19 protein-coding genes and 2 tRNA genes are annotated in these 22,522 nt (G+C 38.9%); 5 read left to right on the top strand and 16 right to left on the bottom strand.

What is annotated here, in order from left to right:
- Positions 1 to 76: 76 nt before the first annotated feature.
- From H5116_RS10995 to H5116_RS10940, 12 genes are all read right to left on the bottom strand, one after another.
- Positions 77 to 152, bottom strand: a tRNA-Lys gene (locus tag H5116_RS10995).
- Between the two features lie 226 nt (positions 153 to 378).
- On the bottom strand, positions 379 to 1,128 hold the full coding sequence (gene ybgF, locus H5116_RS10990) for a tol-pal system protein YbgF (RefSeq protein ID WP_033021320.1): 750 nt from the start codon (positions 1,126 to 1,128) through the stop codon (positions 379 to 381).
- 13 nt (positions 1,129 to 1,141) lie between these two features.
- Positions 1,142 to 1,684 carry a peptidoglycan-associated lipoprotein Pal gene (gene pal, locus H5116_RS10985; RefSeq protein ID WP_002960636.1) on the bottom strand — a complete coding sequence of 181 codons (543 nt, stop codon included), beginning with the start codon at positions 1,682 to 1,684 and terminating at the stop codon, positions 1,142 to 1,144.
- 34 nt (positions 1,685 to 1,718) lie between these two features.
- On the bottom strand, positions 1,719 to 3,077 hold the full coding sequence (tolB, locus tag H5116_RS10980) for a Tol-Pal system beta propeller repeat protein TolB (protein ID WP_182716129.1): 1,359 nt from the start codon (positions 3,075 to 3,077) through the stop codon (positions 1,719 to 1,721).
- A gap of 9 nt (positions 3,078 to 3,086) precedes the next feature.
- Positions 3,087 to 4,013, bottom strand: coding sequence for a cell envelope integrity protein TolA (gene tolA, locus H5116_RS10975; RefSeq protein WP_182716128.1), 927 nt, complete (start codon positions 4,011 to 4,013; stop codon positions 3,087 to 3,089).
- Positions 4,014 to 4,017: 4 nt separating this feature from the next.
- On the bottom strand, positions 4,018 to 4,446 hold the full coding sequence (gene tolR, locus H5116_RS10970) for a protein TolR (RefSeq protein WP_002960641.1): 429 nt from the start codon (positions 4,444 to 4,446) through the stop codon (positions 4,018 to 4,020).
- Complete coding sequence (tolQ, locus tag H5116_RS10965) at positions 4,433 to 5,137, bottom strand: protein TolQ (RefSeq protein WP_002960643.1); 705 nt, start codon at positions 5,135 to 5,137, stop codon at positions 4,433 to 4,435. Before tolQ ends, tolR begins: the two co-directional genes overlap by 14 nt.
- Before the next feature lie 963 nt (positions 5,138 to 6,100).
- Positions 6,101 to 7,108 carry a Holliday junction branch migration DNA helicase RuvB gene (ruvB, locus tag H5116_RS10960; protein WP_002960645.1) on the bottom strand — a complete coding sequence of 336 codons (1,008 nt, stop codon included), beginning with the start codon at positions 7,106 to 7,108 and terminating at the stop codon, positions 6,101 to 6,103.
- 7 nt (positions 7,109 to 7,115) lie between these two features.
- The gene (gene ruvA / locus H5116_RS10955) at positions 7,116 to 7,733 is read right to left on the bottom strand and encodes a Holliday junction branch migration protein RuvA (RefSeq protein WP_002960647.1); all 618 of its coding nucleotides are present in this window, start codon (positions 7,731 to 7,733) and stop codon (positions 7,116 to 7,118) included.
- A gap of 2 nt (positions 7,734 to 7,735) precedes the next feature.
- Positions 7,736 to 8,260, bottom strand: a complete 525-nt coding sequence (gene ruvC, locus H5116_RS10950) for a crossover junction endodeoxyribonuclease RuvC (protein WP_002960649.1) — start codon at positions 8,258 to 8,260, stop codon at positions 7,736 to 7,738.
- Positions 8,261 to 8,390: 130 nt separating this feature from the next.
- Entirely contained in the window at positions 8,391 to 10,892 is a 2,502-nt protein-coding gene (locus H5116_RS10945; protein ID WP_182716127.1) for an ABC transporter permease, read from the bottom strand.
- Positions 10,882 to 11,595, bottom strand: coding sequence for an ABC transporter ATP-binding protein (locus tag H5116_RS10940; protein ID WP_008137049.1), 714 nt, complete (start codon positions 11,593 to 11,595; stop codon positions 10,882 to 10,884). Before H5116_RS10940 ends, H5116_RS10945 begins: the two co-directional genes overlap by 11 nt.
- On the opposite strand from H5116_RS10940, the gene H5116_RS10935 reads away from it, so the two are divergent.
- Both H5116_RS10935 and H5116_RS10930 read left to right on the top strand, forming a co-directional pair.
- Positions 11,596 to 12,219, top strand: a complete 624-nt coding sequence (locus tag H5116_RS10935; RefSeq protein WP_182716126.1) for an arylesterase — start codon at positions 11,596 to 11,598, stop codon at positions 12,217 to 12,219. It abuts the gene before it with no gap.
- Positions 12,220 to 12,330: 111 nt separating this feature from the next.
- Positions 12,331 to 12,407 (top strand) — tRNA-Pro (locus tag H5116_RS10930).
- A 439-nt stretch (positions 12,408 to 12,846) separates the two neighbouring features.
- Here the strand turns inward: H5116_RS10930 and H5116_RS10925 are convergent.
- Positions 12,847 to 13,095, bottom strand: coding sequence for a hypothetical protein (locus H5116_RS10925; RefSeq protein ID WP_024596835.1), 249 nt, complete (start codon positions 13,093 to 13,095; stop codon positions 12,847 to 12,849).
- A gap of 92 nt (positions 13,096 to 13,187) precedes the next feature.
- Positions 13,188 to 14,825, bottom strand: coding sequence for a cyanophycinase (locus H5116_RS10920; protein WP_182716125.1), 1,638 nt, complete (start codon positions 14,823 to 14,825; stop codon positions 13,188 to 13,190).
- Positions 14,826 to 15,087: 262 nt separating this feature from the next.
- Between H5116_RS10920 and H5116_RS10915 the strand changes: the two genes are divergently transcribed.
- The 3 genes from H5116_RS10915 (at position 15,088) to H5116_RS10905 (ending at position 17,088) form a co-directional block, all read left to right on the top strand.
- Positions 15,088 to 15,675 carry a hypothetical protein gene (locus H5116_RS10915; RefSeq protein ID WP_024596834.1) on the top strand — a complete coding sequence of 196 codons (588 nt, stop codon included), beginning with the start codon at positions 15,088 to 15,090 and terminating at the stop codon, positions 15,673 to 15,675.
- Between the two features lie 98 nt (positions 15,676 to 15,773).
- The gene (locus H5116_RS10910; protein ID WP_182716124.1) at positions 15,774 to 16,688 is read left to right on the top strand and encodes a zinc dependent phospholipase C family protein; all 915 of its coding nucleotides are present in this window, start codon (positions 15,774 to 15,776) and stop codon (positions 16,686 to 16,688) included.
- Between the two features lies 1 nt (position 16,689).
- Complete coding sequence (locus tag H5116_RS10905; RefSeq protein WP_002960664.1) at positions 16,690 to 17,088, top strand: hypothetical protein; 399 nt, start codon at positions 16,690 to 16,692, stop codon at positions 17,086 to 17,088.
- A 23-nt stretch (positions 17,089 to 17,111) separates the two neighbouring features.
- On the opposite strand, the gene H5116_RS10900 is transcribed toward H5116_RS10905, so the two are convergent.
- Together H5116_RS10900 and H5116_RS10895 are read right to left on the bottom strand one after the other, a co-directional pair.
- Positions 17,112 to 19,382: a bifunctional diguanylate cyclase/phosphodiesterase gene (locus H5116_RS10900; RefSeq protein WP_182716123.1), complete on the bottom strand. Its 2,271-nt coding sequence runs from the start codon at positions 19,380 to 19,382 to the stop codon at positions 17,112 to 17,114.
- 126 nt (positions 19,383 to 19,508) lie between these two features.
- Positions 19,509 to 22,358 (bottom strand): UvrD-helicase domain-containing protein, encoded by a 2,850-nt coding sequence (locus H5116_RS10895; protein ID WP_182716122.1) that lies wholly within the window; start codon positions 22,356 to 22,358, stop codon positions 19,509 to 19,511.
- Positions 22,359 to 22,522: the final 164 nt, after the last annotated feature.

Below are 22,522 nucleotides of genomic sequence, written 5' to 3'. Positions count from 1 at the left end.
TGACCCGCTCTGACGTTGCTTTTTATAACAACTTAGTATTGTACGTAAATCCGCCGATAAAAGACCATTCAAAGAATGGTGGGTTATGATGGATTTGAACCATCGACCAATTGATTAAAAGTCAACTGCTCTACCAACTGAGCTAATAACCCGCTCTTTTTGTCGCATTTCGAGTGGGGTAACCATTCGTTTGCTGCGGGCGCTTATAATACTTATTTATAAAATGAGTGCAACCGAAATTGTCTCTTTTTTTAAGTTTTTATGTCTAGATGCACAAAATTAAACCGTTTGTGCTCAAACTACATGCAAATCCAAGATTCTTCGAGAGTTTCCATGTAGTTTGCTCGCCTTAACTAGAAATTTAATCGCTGGTGAACTTTAGTTTCCCAAACGATCAGTTGCTAGTTTTGCAGCGGTAGTACTTGGGTATTGATTGATAAGATCGCTCAATATTTTTTGTGCTTGCGCCGCTGAACCTTGATCTTGTAAAAGTGTGCCTAACTTTAGCATTGCATCAGGGCGTTTATTAGAATTTGGAAATTCGTTAACAACCACTTTAAAATGCTCCACCGCTTTTACGCCATCATTTTTAATAGTAAGCAACTGCCCTAACCAATAATGCGCGTTAGACGCATATACAGAGTTTGGATAGGTAGTTAAAAACGTTTGAAATTCAGGAATCGCTTGATCATAACGTTTATCTTTCATTATTAACGCAACAGCACGCTCGTACGCTTCATTTTCAGATAAGTCACTGCTGTAGCTCTGTGCATCGTTTGGCTGCGCCTGATCGACTACTGGAGCTGCTGTTGGCTGTGTATAAGCCTGGCTCACGCGGTTTTCAATTTCTTGATACAACTCACGCTGACGCTGCAGTACTTTTTCAAGTTTGTAGCTTTGCTCTTCAGTTACACCGCGAATTTGACTTACTTCGTCTTGTAACAAGTTAAGTTGTTGCTGTAACTCTACTTGTAAAAAGTTACGCGACTGCATCATATTCTCAAGCGACGCTAATCGCTTCTCAATACTTGATTGTGAACTTGCAGCTTCTGAAACAGGAGCGGGAGCAGCCATTAACTGGGTGCTCCCGCTCAATATCATGGCTGCCAAAATAATTTTCGGCTTCATAATATCTCTTATCTTAGTAAACTAGTACCGCACGGCGGTTTTTAGCGAAAGCTGATTCAGTGCGAGATTTAACCATTGGCTTCTCTTCACCGTAGCTTACCACTGACATTTGGCTAGCTGAAACACCTAAGCTTAATAGGTATTTTTCAACTGCTTGGCCACGGTGCTCACCTAGTGCAATGTTGTACTCTGGAGTACCGCGCTCATCTGCGTGGCCTTCAATTAGTACTTTAACTGATGGGTTTTGAACTAAAAACTCAGCATGTGCACGAAGTAAATCAGCGTACTTACCTTCAACAGTCGCTTTATCAAAGTCAAAGTAAATTACTTGCTCTTGACGTAGTGCTTCGTACTTTTGACGAAGTTGCTCTTCTGCTTGTTGCTCAGGAGAGATTGTAGCTACTTCAACTGTATCAGTGTTAGTTGATTGCTCAACAACGCCTTGATTTGATTGGTTTGCAGCACCTTCATCAATATCAGAAGATGAGCTACAAGCTGCTAATGTCATTACTGGCACAGCAATTAGCAGGCCTTTAAGTATTTTGTTAAGTTGCATTGAGTAGATTCCTATTTTGAGTAAACCAGTAATATTACTGTAAGTATGGCGACCAAGCTGGTGCCTTTACTTGTCCGTCTAGCACAGGTAACCGTGCTTTAAAGCGGCCGTCCATCGATACTAGCGCAAGTACCTGTTTATTATTATGGAGCGTGCTGTATATAATCATCGAACCATTTGGCGCTATGCTCGGTGATTCATCTAGGCGTGTTCTCGTTAATACTTGAAACGCACCTGTAGCCAGCTCTTTCTTAGCAAGATGGTACTGCCCGTTGGTACGGTTAACCATCACTAATTCTTTTCCATCTGGTGTTATAGAACCAGCAAGGTTCATATCACCATCAAAGGTGAGTCGTTGTGACCTACCTGTTTTTAAATTTAACTTATAAATCTGAGCATTACCACCCCTTTCAGATGTAAACACAATATCTTGGCCATTAGGGTACCAAGATGGCTCAGTATCTATGCTACGATGATTTGTTAAGCGTGTTTCTTTACGTGTAGCAAGGTCAAGCATGTAAACTTCTGTCGCACCCGTCTTATCCTTAGAAAGCACTAATAATAGCTTTTTACCATCTGGCGAAAACTGCGGTGCACCATTAATACCACGGTAGCTTGCTACTATTTCACGCTTACCTGTGTATATATCTTGAATGTAAATTTGGCTTTGACGGTTTTCAAACGTTACATACGCTAGTTTAGTACCATTTGGTGACCATGCTGGCGACATTAATGGTTCTTTTGAACGAAGTAATACCTGTTCGTTAAAACCATCGTAATCAGCAACGACTAGTTGATAAGGTTTAGGCTCGTTATCACGTACTATTACATATGCAATTTTAGTTAAAAACGCGCCCTTTTCACCCGTTAGCTTTTCATAAATAACATCACTAATGCGGTGTGAATAACGACGAAAACCACTCTCGCCAATAACACTTTCACGCGCTTCTAAAATATGATCTTGGCTTTTAACTAACTTACCGTTACTCATCATTTGCGTATTGCCACCGGTAATTTGGCCGCGAATCACATCAACTAACTCATAGCGAACTAAATAACGCCCATCAGTTTGTTGTTCAACCTCACCAACAAGAACAGCTTCAACACCTTTATTAACCCAAGACGCATAATCAATTTCGCCATCTTTACTTGGCTGTTGCGGCATTTGCGCCACATCAACAGGTTTAAACTTACCACTGCGCATTAAATCGGCAGCAATAACACCACTTAGCTTTTCAGGAATTGGACCAACACCTTGGTATTTAAAAGGTACAATGGCAATAGGCCTTGCACCGTCTACACCTTCTGTTATTACAATTTCAAGCGCTGCATTAGCAACACCCGTAAACCCAAACAGTAAAACTAAACAGGCTATTTTTATTTTGTTGAACATATCATTCCTTTAAAATTCTGGCTTGATTGTTAAATTAATATTCTTAAGTTTTTCGAATACGTCTTTATCTTTAGATACCGGTAATGTGTCAGCCATTCGCACAGCTCTTAATGCAGCTTCACATACTAACTTGTCGCCACCTAATGATTTAACTTGCGTTACTAAACCATTAAAGCCCAAACGAATATTAACTCGGCACTGTTGGTTTTTCATTTTTTCATCAATCAGTAAGTTTTGCTGAATACGCGCCATAATTAATGCACGGTACTTATCAACTTCGCTCACCACTTGTTGCTGACGTATTTTACTACGGGCAGCCTGCTCTTTGGCAAGTTGCTCTTGTAACATTTGCTCTTGCATTGCTTGCTGGCGTTTACGTTCGGCCTCAGCAGCACGCTCTTTTGCTTCCTCTTCACGCTTTTTGCGCTCAGCTTCTGCTTTTTTAAGCGCTTCTTCTTCAGCGTTGCGTTTGTCAGCTGCTACTTTTGCTGCGTTTTCAGCTTCTTGCTTTTGATTTTCGGCTTGCTTAGCTTTAGCACGCTCTTTTTGCTCAATGGCACGTGCTTTTTTAGCTTCTGCCTCGGCTTGCGCTTTTTCTTTCTCTTTAGCTTTACGCTCTTGTTCTAGCTTTTTAATATTACGTGCTTCTGATTCGCGTTGCTTGCGTGCATTGGCCGCTCTGCGTTCTAAATCACGGATACGTTTATCTTCAGCACTTTTTTTATCTTTTTCTTTCTTTTGAAGTTCAGCAATTTTTTGCTCAACTTGTTTTTGATCAACTGTAACGGCTGATACCGCTTTATCTGGCGTAGGTATAGCCGAATTAAGCGTTACTTCCATTACTTTAGGTGTTGGCGGATGAATATTTGCAGAAGCATACAAAAATCCACCAATCCCTAAATGAAGTACTATTGATTTTACTACTGAACTATTCATACAGCTACTTCCCCTCAAAGGATTCAGTCATTAATCCTACTGATGGTACGCCTGCATTTTTCAAAAAATCCATTAGTAATAATACTTCTTGATACGACACCTTACCCGAGCCTTTAATCATTACCGGCACGTCAGGGTTTTTCATTAGCTGTAATTTTATAACCGCAGCCACATCAAGTGCTTCCATAGGCTCTTCTGGATCAGTACCTACACTCACGTAATATTTACCTTGTGCATCTATTGAGGCAATAATAGGCGGAGTATCTTTAGTATCAACTAAATCAGACTCTTCCATTTTAGGTAAATCAACTTTTACACCATGCGTAATAAGCGGTGCTGTAGCCATAAATATTATAAGTAGTACCAACATTACATCAATGTAAGGTACTACATTAATCTCTGCGACCGGACGGCGCTTTTTACGCTGATACATTCGCTTGTGCCTCTATTTGTGTAGCTGCTTGACGGTGTAAAATATTAGCAAACTCTTCCATAAAGTTAATATAGTGAGACTCAAGCTTTTCAACACTGTTTGAAAAACGGTTATAAGCAATAACAGCAGGGATCGCCGCAAATAAACCCATAGCAGTCGCAATAAGTGCCTCTGCAATACCTGGTGCTACCATTTGTAATGTAGCTTGCTTAACTTCACCTAGTGCAATAAAGGCATTCATTATACCCCACACTGTACCGAACAAACCGATGTACGGACTTATAGAACCTACTGTTGCTAAAAACGATAGACTAGATTCCATTTTCTCAATTTCACGAGAAAGCGCAACGCGCATAGAACGGTGCGTCCCTTCCATAACAATACTCGCACTTTGAAATGTATTCTTTTTATGACGAGCAAACTCTTTAAAGCCCGAAGTAAACAAAGCTTCAATGCCTTGAGACTGACCGCTGCGTGACGATATCTCGTTATATAATTTGCTTAAATCGATACCCGACCAAAACTTTTGCTCAAATTTCTTAGCATTTATTAGCGCATCCGATATTGCTTTTTTACGTTGAAATATAATTGTCCACGACATTACAGACATGGCAACTAGCCCTAACATTACTAATTGAACAAGCAAACTTGCTTCTAAAATTAGATCTAAAAAATTAAGCCCTGATCCCACGTTAAACTCCTAAATAATTTCAAAATACGGCAAATTGGTTAATTTGTGTAAATATGACCGCTTACACGGCCAAAAGTTGCATCTAGTGTATCTAGTCCATTTCAAGCTGACAACGGTATTGCTATGAATAGGCAACAAAAAACGTTAAAAAACAGCTTTAGTTTGCATTTCCCTTTGCCTCAGTATTTTATTTAAACTTTTAAACAAACTCGCTAACTATAAATATGCGTAAATATATACATGAAACGTCATAAAATGCGCCGTTTATTCAAAATAAGAGCATAAACACTCAAAACCTATAAGCCTCACCTGCACGTAATAGTAAAACTAATACCGAGATATAACGAAATAAATTACTTAAGTTATAAATTTCATAAACTTATAAATTTAACGATTAATTAACGCACAAGATTCAAACAACAATAAAATTCACTAAATTAGTTTTTCTAATCTGAAAATACAAATTTTCTAGTTTGAACAAAAAAGTAAACTTACGTATTATTCCCCCATACCGAGCTAGCGCACTGAATGAGATAGTTTCATTAAGCCAAGTTCTTAGTAATAGGATATTTTATCGTATTACATTGTTTTACTCTTTCTGGATAAAACCAAATTTAGTAAAACGTAGTTCCCCTAGATTACTTCCTTCAACTTGTTGTTTGCCCGCATTTTTTGCGGGCTTTTTTTTGCCTGCAATTTAGCGCGCTACATATTTTATTTATAAACTAATAATTGCCCTACCTAATTTACAATAAGTAATTCGCTTACTAGTTTGAATGGTACGCAGGATAGCCTCGCGAGTCTTAACGCCCTGTGAATTAACAGTTAACTATAAAGCGTATTTGTATTTTGAAATAACATTTGCAACAGTGTGTTGAGGTTTTGGGTATAATAATTTGAAACAAAGGGATACTGAAACAATTACCTGCTGCGCAATAAACCACAGCAAGTAAAGTATATAGGCTAGTCTTTTTTAGGAAGTAAACCAAAGTGATGGTATGCACTGTCAGACACTATGCGCCCACGTGGTGTACGTTGAATAAATCCTTGCTGGATTAAAAATGGCTCTATTACATCTTCTATTGTTTCGCGCTCTTCGCCAATAGCAGCCGCTACATTGTCGAGCCCGACAGGGCCGCCCATAAATTTTTCGATTATGGCGAGTAAATATTTGCGGTCCATATAATCAAAACCACTTTTATCTACGTCAATCATATCAAGGGCTTGCTTAGCTACATCGGCGTTTACTGTACCGTCAGATTTTACTTGAGTGTAATCGCGTACACGGCGTAATAAGCGGTTTGCAATACGTGGTGTGCCGCGTGAGCGCTGGGCAATTTCGGTAGCGCCATCGTCACACATTTCTAAACCAAGATAATGTGCAGAGCGCCCTACTATGTGCGACAAATCTTCTACAGAATAAAACTCTAATCGCTGCACAATTCCAAAACGGTCACGCAGTGGCGATGTAAGCGAGCCTGCTCGTGTGGTTGCACCAATGAGTGTAAATGCAGGTAAGTCTAATTTAATAGAACGCGCAGCTGGGCCTTCACCAATCATTATATCAAGCTGGTAGTCTTCCATTGCGGGATACAGTATCTCTTCAACTTGCGGGCTTAGCCTGTGTATTTCATCGATAAACAGTACGTCGCCCTCTTCTAAATTAGTAAGTAGAGCAGCTAAATCGCCTGCTTTTTCAAGTACAGGGCCTGATGTTGTTTTAATACTTACGTGTAATTCATTGGCTACAATATTTGCAAGCGTGGTTTTACCAAGCCCAGGTGGGCCAAATATTAATAAATGATCGAGCGCTTCACCACGAGTTCGCGCAGCTTCAATAAAAATTTCCATTTGCTGCTTAACATGAGGCTGGCCTCTGTAGTCGGCTAAAAGTTTTGGTCTTATTGCACGATCTATAGAGTCTTCATTTGTTTTTTCAGTCGCATCAATTAAGCGATCCGCTTCAATCATGGGTTACTCACAACATAGATTTTAAAGATTCTCTAATAAGAACCTCAGTAGACATATCGGGTTTACTTATCGATTTTACTGCTTTTTGAGCTTGTGGCAATTTATAACCTAATGCAAGCAGTGCCGATACGGCATCATCCGCTGCATTATTAGCAATTGTCGCATCGCTCATTGGCTCTATTACTGCGCTGTCACTAAATGGCGTAAATAAATCATTACCCCAATCTTTTAGCCTGTCTTTCATTTCAAGTACTAAACGCTCGGCTGTTTTTTTACCTACACCGGGTAATTTAACAAGCGATGTTGAGTCTTCGTTATTTACACAACTTACAAATTGTTTTGCCGACATGCCCGATAAAATAGCTAAGCCAAGTTTTGGCCCTACGCCATTTGCTTTTAATAGCTCTCTAAACAAAGCACGTTCAACTTTATTATTAAAACCAAATAATAGTTGAGCATCTTCACGCACTACAAAGTGAGTGTAAACAATCGCATTTTCACCAATTTTTGGTAAATCGTAAAAACAGGTCATTGGCATTTGTACTTCGTAACCTACACCACTTACTTCGAGTAATATTTCTGGTGGCTGTTTTTCGACTAAAATACCATTTAAGCGGCCTATCATAATTATTTCCTTAAACGTCCTCTAACGGTTTTGCTTGCGCTGCCCGCTAGTTTAATTAAATTTTGTTCTGAGTGAGCGTGGCAAATGGCAATAGCGAGTGCATCAGCTGCATCGGCTTGTGGCGTACCAGGTAGTTTTAAAATATTTTTTACCATGTGTTGCACTTGAGTTTTATCAGCGCCACCGTTACCTACTACTGCTTGCTTAATTTGCCTAGCTGAATATTCAAATACGGGCAAGTCGGCCATTGCAGCACCTACAATAGCAGCGCCTCTAGCTTGGCCAAGTTTTAAAGCTGAATCGGGGTTGTGCGCCATAAATACTTTTTCAATGGCAAAGGTTTCTGGCGAAAACTGCTCAATAAGCTGTGTAATGCCTTGGTAGATCATTTTAAGCCTAACCGGAAAAGGATGATCGGCTAACTTAATACAGCCACTGCCTAAGTATGTAAATTTAGAACCTTGATGGGCAACAACACCATATCCGGTCAAACGTGAACCAGGATCGATCCCTAAAATGATGGCCAAACAGCGCTCCATTGTTATTATTTTTAAATTACGCTAATAATGCCAGAGTACTGTATAAATTACCAGTACAAAGAAAAACAAAAATGCCCACGTACTAGGTGGGCATTTACAGGAACATGTTAGTTTAAGCTTACCCTAGGGCACGCACTAATCCTTGGGTGTTTTGTTTAAGTGTTCGGGCAATCATTAAATAACCTAAACCTGCCACAAATACGCCGCCAGCTACCGGACCAATAATCCATATATGTGGGTGTAACTTACCTGCTAAATCAAACATTTGTTGCTGCACAATCAAAAGCGCTATATCACTAAAAAATGCAGCCACTAAACCAGCTAAACCGCCGAGTAATAAAAACTCATACAGGGTCGCGTTTTTAATTAATCGGCTTTTAGCGCCAAGCGTTCGCAGTATTACAATTTCTTGCATACGCTCACCTAAACTAGCTTGCACTTGCGATATAAGTACAAGCGCGCCACACAGCACAACAATTGCAAGTACAAAGCCAATGGCGAGCGATACTTGCGAAATAGTAGTTTGTATTTGCTTAACAAAGTTATCAATATCAATGGCTGTAATAGTAGGGTAAGTACGTAATAACTGGCTAAAGTCACGTTTTTGATCTGGATTTATACGTACCGACGAAATATATGTTGCGGGAAAATCTGCAAGTACATCAGGGCTTAAAATAATAAAAAAGTTAGGTTTAAGCGTGGCCCAATTTACTTTGCGCACACTGGTGATTTTAGCGTCGAACGACTGCGAACCAATTAAAAATGTAAGCGTATCGCCTATCTCAACATCTAAACGCTCAAGCATCGACTCCTCTACTGAAGCCTCAGCCATCGCATTGTCACCAAACCACGAGCCTTGTGTTACTTCATTTTGGTCAGGCACATCTTTAAGCCATGTAAGATTTAGCTCACGACCAATACCTGCACGTGCTTCTTCGTCTTTTTTTTCGTTGTCTTGCAGCGATACAGAACGTGCTACCAACTCGCCGTTTACCGCATTTACGCGCCCACGAATAGTTGGATAAAACTCTGATACCTGAATATCTTTTTGAGCTAAATATTCATTAATTGGCTCAAGCTCATTTTGCGTAATATTAACCAAAAACGCATTAGGCGCGTCGCTTGGAAGTTGCGACTGCCAATCAGATATCATGTCGTTTTTAAGTACCACTAAAAACAGCAGTAATTTAATCGCTAACGAAAAACTAATTAACTGTACCGCGTTCACATTTGCACGCTTTTGGATAGATGCAATTGCAAGCGACCAACTATTACCTGGCTTTAATCCTAGCTTTCGACCACCACCAAATATTAATTTAGATACTAAAAACAGCACACCAATTAGCGCAAGTGTTGATATAAACAAAATAAGCGTTATTTTTATGTTGTTACTAAATAACCACATTAATAAAAACACGGTTAACGCACTCATACCTAAATGCACACGACTTACTGCCAACTTGTCGCCTAAGTTACGGCGCAGAACTCTAAGCGGTGGAATATCAAATAAATCAAATAATGGTTTAATAGAAAACATAACGGCACAAATTACGCCAGTGCTTATAGCCACCAGCCAAGGTTTAAAGCCACCTAAAGGCAGCTCTGTGCCCATACTTTTTGATAAGTAACTTGTTGCTATTTCTTGCAAGCCATAACCAATTAACAGCCCAATATTTACCGCCATTGCACATACAAGCAATAAATGAAGCATGTATATTTTGCGGATCATTGAGCGGCTACCGCCGAGCGTTTTCATCATCGCTACTGGGTCGTATTGGCGTTCACAATAACGTTTTGCTGAAACAGCTATAGCCACTGCAGCCAAAATAATGCCTAGTAAACCAGCAAGTAATAAAAAGCTCTCAGCGCGGTTTAAGCTGTTTGAAATGGGTGATTGGCGGTCTTTAACGCCATACCACTGTTGGTTTTCTTTCATTTGTGGTTTAAGCCACTCGTAAAAGCTATTTATGTCGGCCTCACTACCTGCATAAAGCTGGCGGTAATAAACACGACTACCCGGCTGCACAACTTCGGTTTTTGCCACATCGTCAATATTAATAAGCACACGACGGCTACTCGAAAATACATTAAATGGCGCGTCTGGCTCTTCTACAATAACTTTTGAAACATTAAATAATGCCGCGCCAAGCTCTACTTGCGCGCCTATATCAATATTTAAACTGTAAAATACCGACTCACTTAGCCACACATTACCCGGCGTTGGCCCGCTATTAGCAACCTTAGTTTCACCGGTTAGGGTATCTTTAACTTTTAACTGCCCTTTTAGCGGGTACGCATTAGATGCCGCTTTTACTGAGCTAAACTGCATCTCATCATCGGCAAACAACATAGTGTCGAAATACACCATTTGCGCCGTTTTTAAATTTTGGCTCTGTGCTTGAGTAATAAAAGCGGTGTCCAGAACATGGTCGCTTGCAAGTACACGGTCTGCTGCAATAAAAGCACTGCTTTTTTGCGCAATACTTTGCCCTATTCGCTCAGTAACCATAGACAATGTAAGCACGGTTAACACAGCAAGAGCGATAGCTGCGCTTATAACCGTGAGCTCACCACGGCGAAATTCTCGTAAAAATAATTTAAGCGCTAACTTAACCCACATTAGCAACGTCCTCTACTTGGCTTTTTACCAGTAAACCCGCTTCTATTTGAATAATGTGCTCACATTTTTGTGCAAGCCCTTCATCGTGAGTTACCAAAATAAGCGTGGTGCCGTGCTGAGTATTTAAATCAAATAATAAGGATTCAATCATTTTACCGTTTTTGCTGTCTAAATTAGCCGAAGGCTCATCAGCAAATAGTATTTTAGGTGTACCAATAAATGCTCGCGCAATAGCAACACGTTGCTGTTCACCGCCAGAGAGTTGCGACGGGTAATGATCAATTCGATGGCTCAAGCCTACTTTTTCAAGCAAAGCAATTGCTTGCTCTTTCGCATCACTTTCGCCAGCAAGCTCTGCTGGCAGCATAACGTTTTCTAGTGCAGTTAAGCTTTGTACTAACATAAACGATTGAAACACAAATCCAATTTTAGCGGCGCGCAGTGCAGCACGCTCTTCTTCATCTAAATTGTGTAATGGTTCACCATCTAAAAATATTTCACCGCTGCTGGCGGTGTCCAGCCCTGCTAATAAACTGAGTAACGTAGATTTACCTGAGCCCGATGTGCCAACAATAGCAACAGACTCGCCATGCTTGACATTAAAGCTGATGTCGCTGAGGATGGGCAGCTCACCTTCAAAGGTAGAGACTACTTTAGACAAACCATTAACCTGAATTATATTTAATTGAGAAAGCGCTGACATATGACTCATTCAATCCTTCGTTTAGTATTCATTTTATTTTTAGTTATCAAACCGCTGAGCGCAGCAGCCGAAAACACGATTTTAATACTCGGTGACAGTTTAAGCGCAGCCTACGGACTTCAACAAGAAGAAGGCTGGGTAAAATTGTTACAAGATAAATACGATGACGAACACGCCGACATTGAACTTATCAACGCCAGTATTAGTGGCGAAACATCTGGTGGAGCCCTACGCCGTTTAGATGCATTGCTTGAGCAATACGAACCCACTCATGTACTTATTGAGCTAGGTGCTAATGACGGTTTACGTGGTTTCCCAGTTAAAAAAATGCAAACTAACTTAACGTCTCTTATTCAAAAAAGCCAAGCAGCTAATGCGATGACAGCCTTAATGGAGATTTACATTCCCCCTAATTACGGCCCGCGTTACAGTAAAATGTTTACTGACACTTTTTCGCGCGTTAGCGAAGAGACAAATGCGCATTTAATGAACTTTTTTATGCTAGATATTGCCAGTCAATCTGATCTAATGCAAAACGATAGTTTACACCCTAACAAAAAAGCTCAGCCATTAATACGAGATGAGATGTATGACTCGATCAAAAAGTGGCTAAATAAAGACTAGCTAATTAATACACCGCAAGGGCGCCTTTTTAGGCCTCTTGCGTAATAAACACCCAAACAAACAATCGCTTATTGATTTTTAAAAAAATACACGTACTATTGCAAACAACGTCGGTATGTAGCGCAGCTTGGTAGCGCACTGTCATGGGGTGGCAGGGGTCGAGAGTTCGAATCTCTCCATACCGACCATTAATACCAATCCGCTATAATACTTAATCATTTTGCGGAGCTAAACTTGTCGCTACCTGTGTTAAAAAATTCTCATTTAGAACAACTAAATAGCGAATTTTTTGCCTAGCTATCAACACGTTTTTCCATCCTAAAAATAGATCACTTAATTAAGCGAATTGGTATAAACTCCCTTTATATCAAAAAGTTAAACTTCTCTTCAAAATATAGCCAAAATCCATCTGTTTTGACTCTACAATTTATCCGTAGCACTATCTTATTTAACTAAGCGCACTTAATAAAACTGAGTTTAGCTGGCTAGTTTTGTGGTTTTTGATGGGGGTTGTATTTAATTGTTATTAACTTGAAGTGGCCTTTGTGGAATCTATATGAAGGCATTTGATTTCAATTTATTGAAATTAAAATAAAAAAGCGCTCTAAGCGCTTTTTTATTAAAGTACTAGTGCTTGCGCCCTACACCATTACGTACCATATCTTGCCCTGTTTGGAATACATCTTCTGTAATACCGCGCGCTAAAAGTAATTTTTGATTATCGTCAAACACGGCTACAAAACGACTACCATCACTATTGTTTGTTGCCATACCAACGCCCGAAACACCCTTAAGGCCAAGACCGCCGTTTTCTACATTTAATAAAAAGCTTTCTAATTCGGCTAGACTAGAAATTACATCATTTTCTTTATTCATTTTAACACTCTTTTAGTAAGGCTTTTAAATCATTATGGTGGCTATTTTATATAGAAGAGCCAAAAACTTAAACCCTTGGCTCAGGTTAGTCACTAAACCGACTTTATAGCTAACTCTAAATTGCTTAGCGCACAACCAAACTCTTTTGCATTTACGCGATGATACTGCGTCTCACTCGTTGCTGTAAGGCTAATTATAAACTCGTCTTGTTGGGCTACCGCACTTTGCTCTTGGCTTAGGCACATCGCTTGAGTAAGTGAACGCAGTTTTGAATTTGTTAAAATTGAGCCAAAACGCTGCACTGGCAGTGGAGGTATTTTTATAGCGGGTAACGCTTCATCTATTGTGCGTGCGCTTAATGTAAACGTATTATTGGTAATTTCAATTACACTGCTTGTAGGCCAGTACGAATAGCTATAGCTCTTACTCCCAGGTTGGGCTTTACCTTGGTTAGCCAAATGCACTACACCACTTTTGCCTATTACGGTTATTAAGCTACCTTCTGGCGATTTAATAACAACTAAGGCTGTATTTTCATCAATACCAAAACCATGTCGAATCTCTGTTTTAGTATTTTTCACTTCGTTTTTATTTAGCGCTGCTGCAAGCCTAAATGTACGGTTTTGTTCGCTAAATTGAGTATCTAGTACACCAAAGTTAAAACTGCCCAGCCCACCAGCATTAGTGTTATTTTCACTTTTACGAAGTACCTCAAGGCTTGTCGTATTTGTAAGCATGCCCGTCACTTTACTTTGGATTGCTGCGCCCGCTCCTTCACCTACAATTACTGGGCGAGTTTGCAATGCTTGCGTCCACGGGTATGGGTTATTGTTTTGATCAAATAATACCTTATGAGTTAATGCTGCATTACCGCTATTAAACATCACACCGGTACTATTTTTAATAAGTGATACAAGTGCATTAGTGCCATTTTTACATAAAGCGTATTCGGCCTTTGTGCGATCGGGATAAATCACTTCACGGTTATACACATTCATTAATGTATTTCTAAGCGCTGGTAATTCATCGCACGAGTTACTCGTAATCGCTTTAGCAAGCGCTGGCGTTAGTGCTAACCATTGAGTGTTTATATTTGATTGTGCCAAAAGACTTTGCGCTACATCTGCCGACTCATAAGGGTCGCGGCTCGAAGCCGTAATAGCAAGCATGGTTGGTTTTGGGTTATTAACTTTTAAACTGCCCGACACAAATTGTAAAATATTATTAGTCGCAACCTCATTATTAAAATCGGTATTTACTTGCTCTTTTAAACGCTCACCGTTTTTATTAAGTAGCGGTACTTCTAGCATATCAAATACAAAGTTGTACTCTTGCTGAGTTAGACTTTCTAATTGCTGATTATTTTTATCGCGCCACTGCCAGAGTAAATCTGTTTTTGATACGCTATTTGACGATTTACTTTGTATGGTTTTAAGTGTTTTTAATACAGCCGTTTTTGCCTCAACATTATTATTAGGCCAATGCTGCGCGATGTTTTTTATTTGAGAGCTGCTAAGTGTATATAAATTATGTGACTTACCATCAATAACAGCCTCTTTTTGGCAATTATTAAGCTTGGCGCTAGTACAGGTAGTAAGCTCTGACCCCACTAAAATTAAAGTTTGGCTTTGCTCTTGAGCTACTGCATTTATTGAAAAACCGGCACCGAACAATGCCACTACCATACCCAGTAACTTCGGCTGTTGATCACGTAAAAATGCACATATCATAATGTAAACTCTAATATAAATAATAAAACTAATGTGCTGTAGTTTAACAGCTAGCCACTTGCGCCTAAATATATTTTTATAAATGTTAAATAATTCAAGTCTCTGAAAAACGTTCGGGTTAAGCACTGCATTTAAATACATTGTTTAGTTTGCCCCTCTGTCTTTGTAAATATTATCTAAACAAATTTAAACGGAGCATTTATTGACCAATTTCATTGTTTAAATTACGGTGGTGAATTATTTTATGTAACTGGGATGAAATATGGACTTTTCTAATGAAGAGATAAATTTTTTTGCTGAGTTATTTAAGCCCAATACAAAGTCACATGCTCACAACAGTCACGTTTTAACGTTACAAAGTTCAGTACCAGCCAATATTGCTCACTTACTTAGTAGCGCTAATTTAACCCTGCTCGCAGAGGTTGCACACTATCAGTTATGGTTTCCGTTGGACTTGAAAATTGATAGCGCCGGTATAATCAAACCGATTTTAACCGCCCCCGAAGTAATAGACACACAAGGCACACTGCGCAGTTGGCGCTGGAGTGAGCTAAATATTAAAAGCCAAGGGTTTAAAATTGAATCAATATCAAACACGGGGATGTTTTTAAAACCCCTCAGAAAAGGTAACCATTTAAATAAATCACAGCACATGGAATTTATTTTACCTAACAAACAAAGTATTTCGATGGAAATAGAACCCGTAAGGCAAAGCACGCAAGGTATAGCCGCTAAAATAACGCAAATTCATAGCGGTCAAGAGCAACTTAGAGCTTACCTATTTGAAGAACATAAGCGTCAACATGCTAAATTATACGAGAATGGCCAATTAGTTGAGCAGCTAATTTAATAGGTGTTTACCCCGCTATACTTGCATTTAGTTGGCTTTATTTAACCCCCTCTCAATGTTAATCTGTACCCTTATTAATAAATCATAAGGATATGACAATGCCAGGTGCTTTTGCGCACATCACTGCTGTTAATATTGCAACGCAAACCAAGTCACTCGCTAAAATGGATATGCCTAAAAAAGCAAAGCTTATTTTAAGCCAACGCCAAGCATACCTTGAACTAGGCTGTGTAGCCCCCGATTATCCTTACTTAGCTGTAGCGCAGCCTAGCCAAAATGCGTGGGCCGACCTAATGCACTATGAGCACACAGGCGATTTACTTAAAGCAATGATTGAATACTGTAAAACACTTGAAGGTGAAGCATTTGAAAAGTGTTTTTCCTGGTTATGCGGTTATATGGCCCATGTTGCTGCAGATATAACAGTGCATCCGGTTGTTGAATTAAAAGTAGGCCCTTACGCGCAAAACCAAACGGCGCACCGTACCTGCGAAATGAATCAAGACGCGTTTATTTGGCAACGTTTAAACTTAGGTGAGTTAGGTTATGCTGACCGCGTGCAACAAAATATTGGATCTTGTACTAAAAAAGACGATAATTTTGATACCGATATTGCAAAAATTTGGCGACATGCTTTATTAACGGTTCACCCAAGCTACGCAGCACAACACGCTCCTAACTTTAATTCATGGCATAACGGTTTTCAGCTTGTAGTAAATAATGTTGAAGAAAGCTATCGATTATTTGCCTGTGCACGCCATGTTGCTGCTGATTTAGGCTTGTTTTATCCTCGCCCAAACGAAGTAGACCCCACTTTTATTGAACATCTAAAAACGCCGCACGAGCCTATGCATTACAACGATATTTTTGACTTTGCCGTTAGTAACATTCAGCACTACATAACCATTATTGCCAATGCCGTATTTTTAGATACTGATTACAGTGCAATTAAAAATTGGAACCTAGATACAGGCTACGATGAACACAACACGATGACGGTATGGAGCAAATAAAATGAAACACTTACTTTATATAAGCCTCATAGTATTACTTAGCGGTTGCTACACTCCTAAAAAAAACAATCCAGAAGTGATGGCCGACTTAGCCTCACAATTAAAAGATATTGCTACAGCCGTTGATGGCACACTAAAATTTAGTGAAACATCCTATTCAACAACTGATGAGTTATTAAAAGCCGCTGTTAATAACGATTTAAGCAAACTTGCACCTTTTGGGGAATACACGCTTATTGTAAACGTACAAGATGATAACGCAGTGCTACTTTTATGTGATGCCAATACGGCTTTAATTGAAGATGCAGGCTGTACTGCTCAATCAGATATACAGCATTGGGGAGCAGGAGTTATTCATCAGTGCGAAATAACTATAAACGCCCAACAGCTCTGTAACTAGGTAATAAAATACCTGCTATACATTTAAAGTTGAGCCGTCATCTCTTTGGGGTTAAACACTAAGCCATGGCGGCTAACATGCTCTGCAAAATTTTCGGCTGACATTGGTTTCCCAAAGTAAAAGCCCTGAAATTCTTTACACCCCATTTGCGCCATTATTGCTACTTGCTCTTGGGTTTCTACTCCTTCGGCTACACACTTAATATCAAGCTCTTCACACATAACGTGCACCGCTTTAACTAAACTTTTTTGACGCGTAGAGCTTGTTACTTGGCTGATTAATGAGCGATCTAACTTGAGCTTGTTAATAGGGTAATCGGCAAGGCGTGCAATATTAGAATACCCCACTCCAAAATCATCAACCGAAATAGTAAAACCCCACGATTGCAGTGTTTGCATAAGCTTTAGCGAATGCGCTTGGTTTGCCTCAAGAGAGGTTTCAGTCAGTTCTAACTCTATTTGAGGTGGCTTTACGTTGAAGTCGGCAAGGTATTTAACCAGTTTTGACATAAAATCGGTTTGGCTAAAATCAATTAGAGATATATTTATTGCCACCGGCACACTCGGTAAACCCGCCTTAGTCCAATTGGAAATTTGAGCGCAGACTTTTTGAATAATCAGATCGGTTAACCTACTGACCATTCTGTATTCTTCGGCAATAGGAATAAATACCACTGGCGACACATTACCTAGTATTGGACTGTTCCAACGCGCTAAAGCTTCAAGCCCAATACATTGACCCGTTGCATCTACTTTAGGTTGATAGTGTACCGACAAATCGCCCTGCTGAAGCGCTTCGTCTAGCAACATCGAAATTTCGTATTTTTCGATAAAAGCTTGTGATTGTTTTTCGTTATAACCACTTAGAGGCATATTACAGTTTGCAACTTTAAGTGCTTCGCACGCATTGCTAAGTACTGTTGTGCTGTTTTTTCCGTGATCAGGATACTTTGCAAAACCAAATAAAAATGATTGCTGACACTTAGTGCCAAACACATTATAAGTTTTATCTAATGTATTTTTTATTTGCATTAATAGCTTATCTTCTAGCTCGTTTTGCGAGTTTGCGCCAATTATAAAAGCAAGCTTTCCTACTCCTATATGAGCACACAAAAGAGGCCCATCTGGCATCGCTTTTAAACGCTTGTACGCGTTAATAAGTAATGCTTGAGAGTCGGCTTTAGTGAGCTTCAAATTTAAGTATTCACTATTTGCACTTTGCGCAACAACGATATAAAAACCTTTTTGGTATTTGCTTGTTAATCTGTCGCATTGCAGCTCAAACCATTCTCTATTAGGTAGTTTTGTTTGCGAGTCTCTAAAGCGTAAACGTTTATTTTCTTGTTCCATCATCGATAAATTTTGTTTAATGAGCTGCTCTTGCGTGCAATCGTAAAAGTCATATACACGGTAGTTTGTACTCATTGTTATTTGCTGATAACTGGCTTTAAAATAACTTTTTTTGTACTTCACAATTTTATTTTGAGCATTAGAGTCGTCAAAAACTAAGGCCGGAAATAAATGAGAAAGATTAACGCTTCCTTCTTTTAATTCTTTTTTTATACCAAACATATCAATAGCATGTTGATTAAAATCAGTAATGACAAGGTTTTCGTCAACAATAATTTTGGCTTTATTTGATTCGGTGAACAGGCTTCGATAAAGCTCATTTTTATCTTTAAGGTGTGTATTAGCGCTTATCATTGTTTTGTTTAAACGCTTAGCAGCCACAATAGTGCGCGCCACAGCAAGGGGAATACAAATGTTAAAAAATAAAAATATAAGCCCTGTAATGTATAAGTCAGCGTCGGGAAGTTGTTGCGCTATGCCGGTTAAACCCGATAAATTAACGTTATTGATGATCATATAAAACGGCGCAATATTTAATACGCCATAAGCAAGGGCTGTTCTATAACCAAGTAGCATAAGTGCTATTATCGGGCAGGAATACATATACATAGAACCCACTTTAGCAAGCTCTAGGTCTGTTAAAAATAAGTTCATTGACACGCTAGCAGCTACAATAGCTATTAAAAGTGCATGAGCGCTAAAGTGATAAAAACGCTTACTTGCTATAAGTAAACCACATGCAGTAGCAAGAAAACTGCTTGTTAATACAACAATATAAATTAAGTTAAATTCAATAGCGCTTGTGTACGTGTGGCACGCCACAGCAAAACATAACACCATTACTAAAGATAGAATAATGCGCAGTGCACTTATTCGCCAATTAGCAACCTGACCAGGGGCTGAATAGTGATCGTTTAATAAAAAGAACCTATTGAAAAAATGCATAATAAACAACAGTTAAAGCTCATTCTTCTATTAGACATTGATAGCTTGTTAAAATCAATCAAATGAATATAATTTCTATTTACATTGTTCTATAAAATAGACAGGTGTAAACCTACTTGTAAGCCGTTAAGCATTTATTTTCCGAGTGTTTTTACAGTTATCTTCTTTAAGAGCGAAACCACTGCATCCTAAAAATTCACCGTGCTTAGATTTGCGTTTACGCATTTCGCGACCACACTTTTCACAAATTGGGTGCTGCGTTTTACACTCTGTATTCACACATTGTGAGTACGTGTTTTTATCAATCGATGGGCCACTACAGCTTTTACACACTCGTAATTTAGTTTCGCAAATCTGCGTATTAGTACAACTATAATAATCACCATATTGACCCGTTTTTGGCACAATTAAACCGTCGCTGCACGTACTACACTCTCTTTGCTTTAGTTGCGACTTATTAAACAACGTTGAAGCGATTTGAATGGGATAATTGTCATTTACTAATTCTTTTACAAACGCTGAGCATGCATAAGGGTCTGCAATTAAATACGCTTTATGTTTTGCGCGCGTAATACCTACATAAAGCAAACGCCTTTCTTCTGAGTGAGTGAATTCATCTTGCACTGGTAATAACGACTCCACCAGGACGTTATTTTGATTATCGCTAGGAAACCCTAATTTACCTTGTTCAAAACCAATAATAATACAGTAATCGGCTTCAAGCCCCTTAGCGCTATGCAATGTCCAAAAATAAAGAGGGTTTGTATGCTTTTTATCTTTTAAATGCTGCTGCACGCTATTTAACATGTATCGGTATCGACTAAGTATGGCAATGCTCGCTGATGCATCGTTTTTTTGAATAGTGCTTATGCTCTGCTGTACTTTTATTTCTATCGATTTAGTGCCTTGGTATAAATCGTCTAACAAAATAACTTGTGGTGTGGTTACTTGCGTATGTGTGCTGATCTGCTTTTTATATTGCTCAGGGTTTTGCATTACAAAGCGCCCCGCTACATCACTAATACTATTGTTATATCTAAATGTTTTTTGCAACATAGTAAGTGAGTGGCTGCCCACTGATTCATTAAAGCGTGTAGTAAGCGCTAAATTACCACCCGAGAACCGATAAATTGCTTGCCAGTCATCACCTACCGCAGTAAAGCGTATTCCTTTGCCATATTTTAATATGGCATTTAAAAAAACCATACGCGCACTTGATATATCTTGAAACTCATCAACTAAAATGTGGCTCCATGGAATATTAAAATCTCCGCTTACTATCGCCTTTGTTGCTTGAATAATCATGTCGTCAAAATCAATGGCATTTTGCGTGCTTAGTTCATTTATATAAGCGTCATGAATTTGCACTAACAAGTTTGCATATTGTTGATAGTTTTTAATACCACTTTGCTTGATGCGCTGCGCTATTTGCTTATTACTTAGTTGCTCCACTCGAATAGCTTGTAAGCATTTTATGTACTTATCAATGCCTTGCTGTAACTGTCCTGAGTTATTTAAAGTATGAAATATTTCGTCGTTACTTAAAGGTGTTAATTCAACATTATTCTGCTTTAATTGTTTAGCGAGAGTTTGCTCTAGCTTTCCTTCTACCCAGTTGTAATGAAAGGTTTCGAGTAAAGTGGTGCCATTTTGTTTATGTAACTTACGCTTAAATGCAATTTGCTCGTTATAGTGTTTTTTATCTATATCGGCACGAGTATTCCCTTGCCTATCAATGCCAAAGTGCTCTAAGTAAATATCGTATTGAGGTATATAAAAGTCTGGTTGGTATTGCCCACTTAGCTCTGCGCCTTGATTAAAGTGATAATTCACCTCATAACTGTGCGCCACGCAATTCAAATGTAGCCAGTTTGAAATAAGCACTTCCTGATAACTTTTTACTTTATGACCCGCAAGGCTACGGTATTCGTTATCGCGTACGTACCGCTCGTACTGTGCATTATCTTTAAAGCTAAATATATCAATCGGCTCATGGAGTAAATCTACAAATACTTTTAAAAACTGTGGCTCGGTTTGTATTTTTTTACTTACCCACCCAGTTAACCAACTATTTAATTGAACTGGGTCGGTTGCAAATTTTGACAATTCGATTGGCTTTTTAGCACTTTGTAATAATTTAAGCCCAAGCGCATGAAACGTTAAAATAGTGGGTGCTTTGGTATGCAATTTTGCATACGTGGCGCGTTTAATAAAGCGCTCTTTAAGCTCATTTGCTGCTGTTTTATTATAGGCCAGCACCAAAATTTGCTCAGGCTTGGCAATATCACACGCTATTAGATCTAACGATTTTGCGACCATCACAGATGTTTTACCTGTGCCTGCTGCCGCTAATACTAGGTTTTTATCGTTATCGCGTATAACCGCTAAGCGCTGCTCTGTTGTTAATGGATTTGACTCTACTTGATTAAAAAAGTCATTTTTAAGAGTTAGCTGTTTTTTTTCATATTTATGGCGCAGCTGTGCGATTGCATCGTGAGAATTGGGTGTGGAGCTCAGTATATTTAAAAATTTAATACTGCTTGGCGATAAGTGTTGTTGCCATGTATTTGTACTTTGAGCGTATTGTTTAGCAAGTAAAAATACTTCGTTATTAAGTATTTTCATGGAACTATCACGTAAAAACTCATCTAAAGCATAACGCTTTAGCAAAGCCTTGGCGTTATTTACTTTTTGCTCAAGCATGGCTGAAAATTGCGTATTAAGGGCGGTATTTAAAGACTTAGCTTGTGCTTTGTTTAAAAAGCTAATTGATGTATTGCTACTATCGCACAAATTAATTTTGGCGCTAAATAAACGATTTTTAAGTATTGAGTAATTATCAAAGTCTTTAATTAAAAATGTCCGTGCGGGAGCACTTCTAAAATGCACAACAAGGCGCTCTTGTTCAATAGTTACGTGTTTAATACGGGTAAAAAAACGGCCTAGCCAACTTGGAGTAGCAATATACTGCGCCATAATACTCAATATGAAGATATGCTTTGGCTTGATTGTAACATACTCTTTTATATTACATTTAACGCTAAATAATAGTCATTTATCAAGCAACCTCTTAGCAGGCTGACTTTTAAAACTTAATGTTATCATTTTACTCACAACCATTAACAATTTTAAACATTTAC

The organism is Pseudoalteromonas sp. SG45-2, from assembly GCF_014164115.1.
Classification (GTDB): Bacteria; Pseudomonadota; Gammaproteobacteria; order Enterobacterales; family Alteromonadaceae; genus Pseudoalteromonas; species Pseudoalteromonas distincta.
The sequence above is the reverse complement of the archived record's forward strand: the minus strand, read 5'-3'. Positions and strand labels throughout refer to the sequence as shown.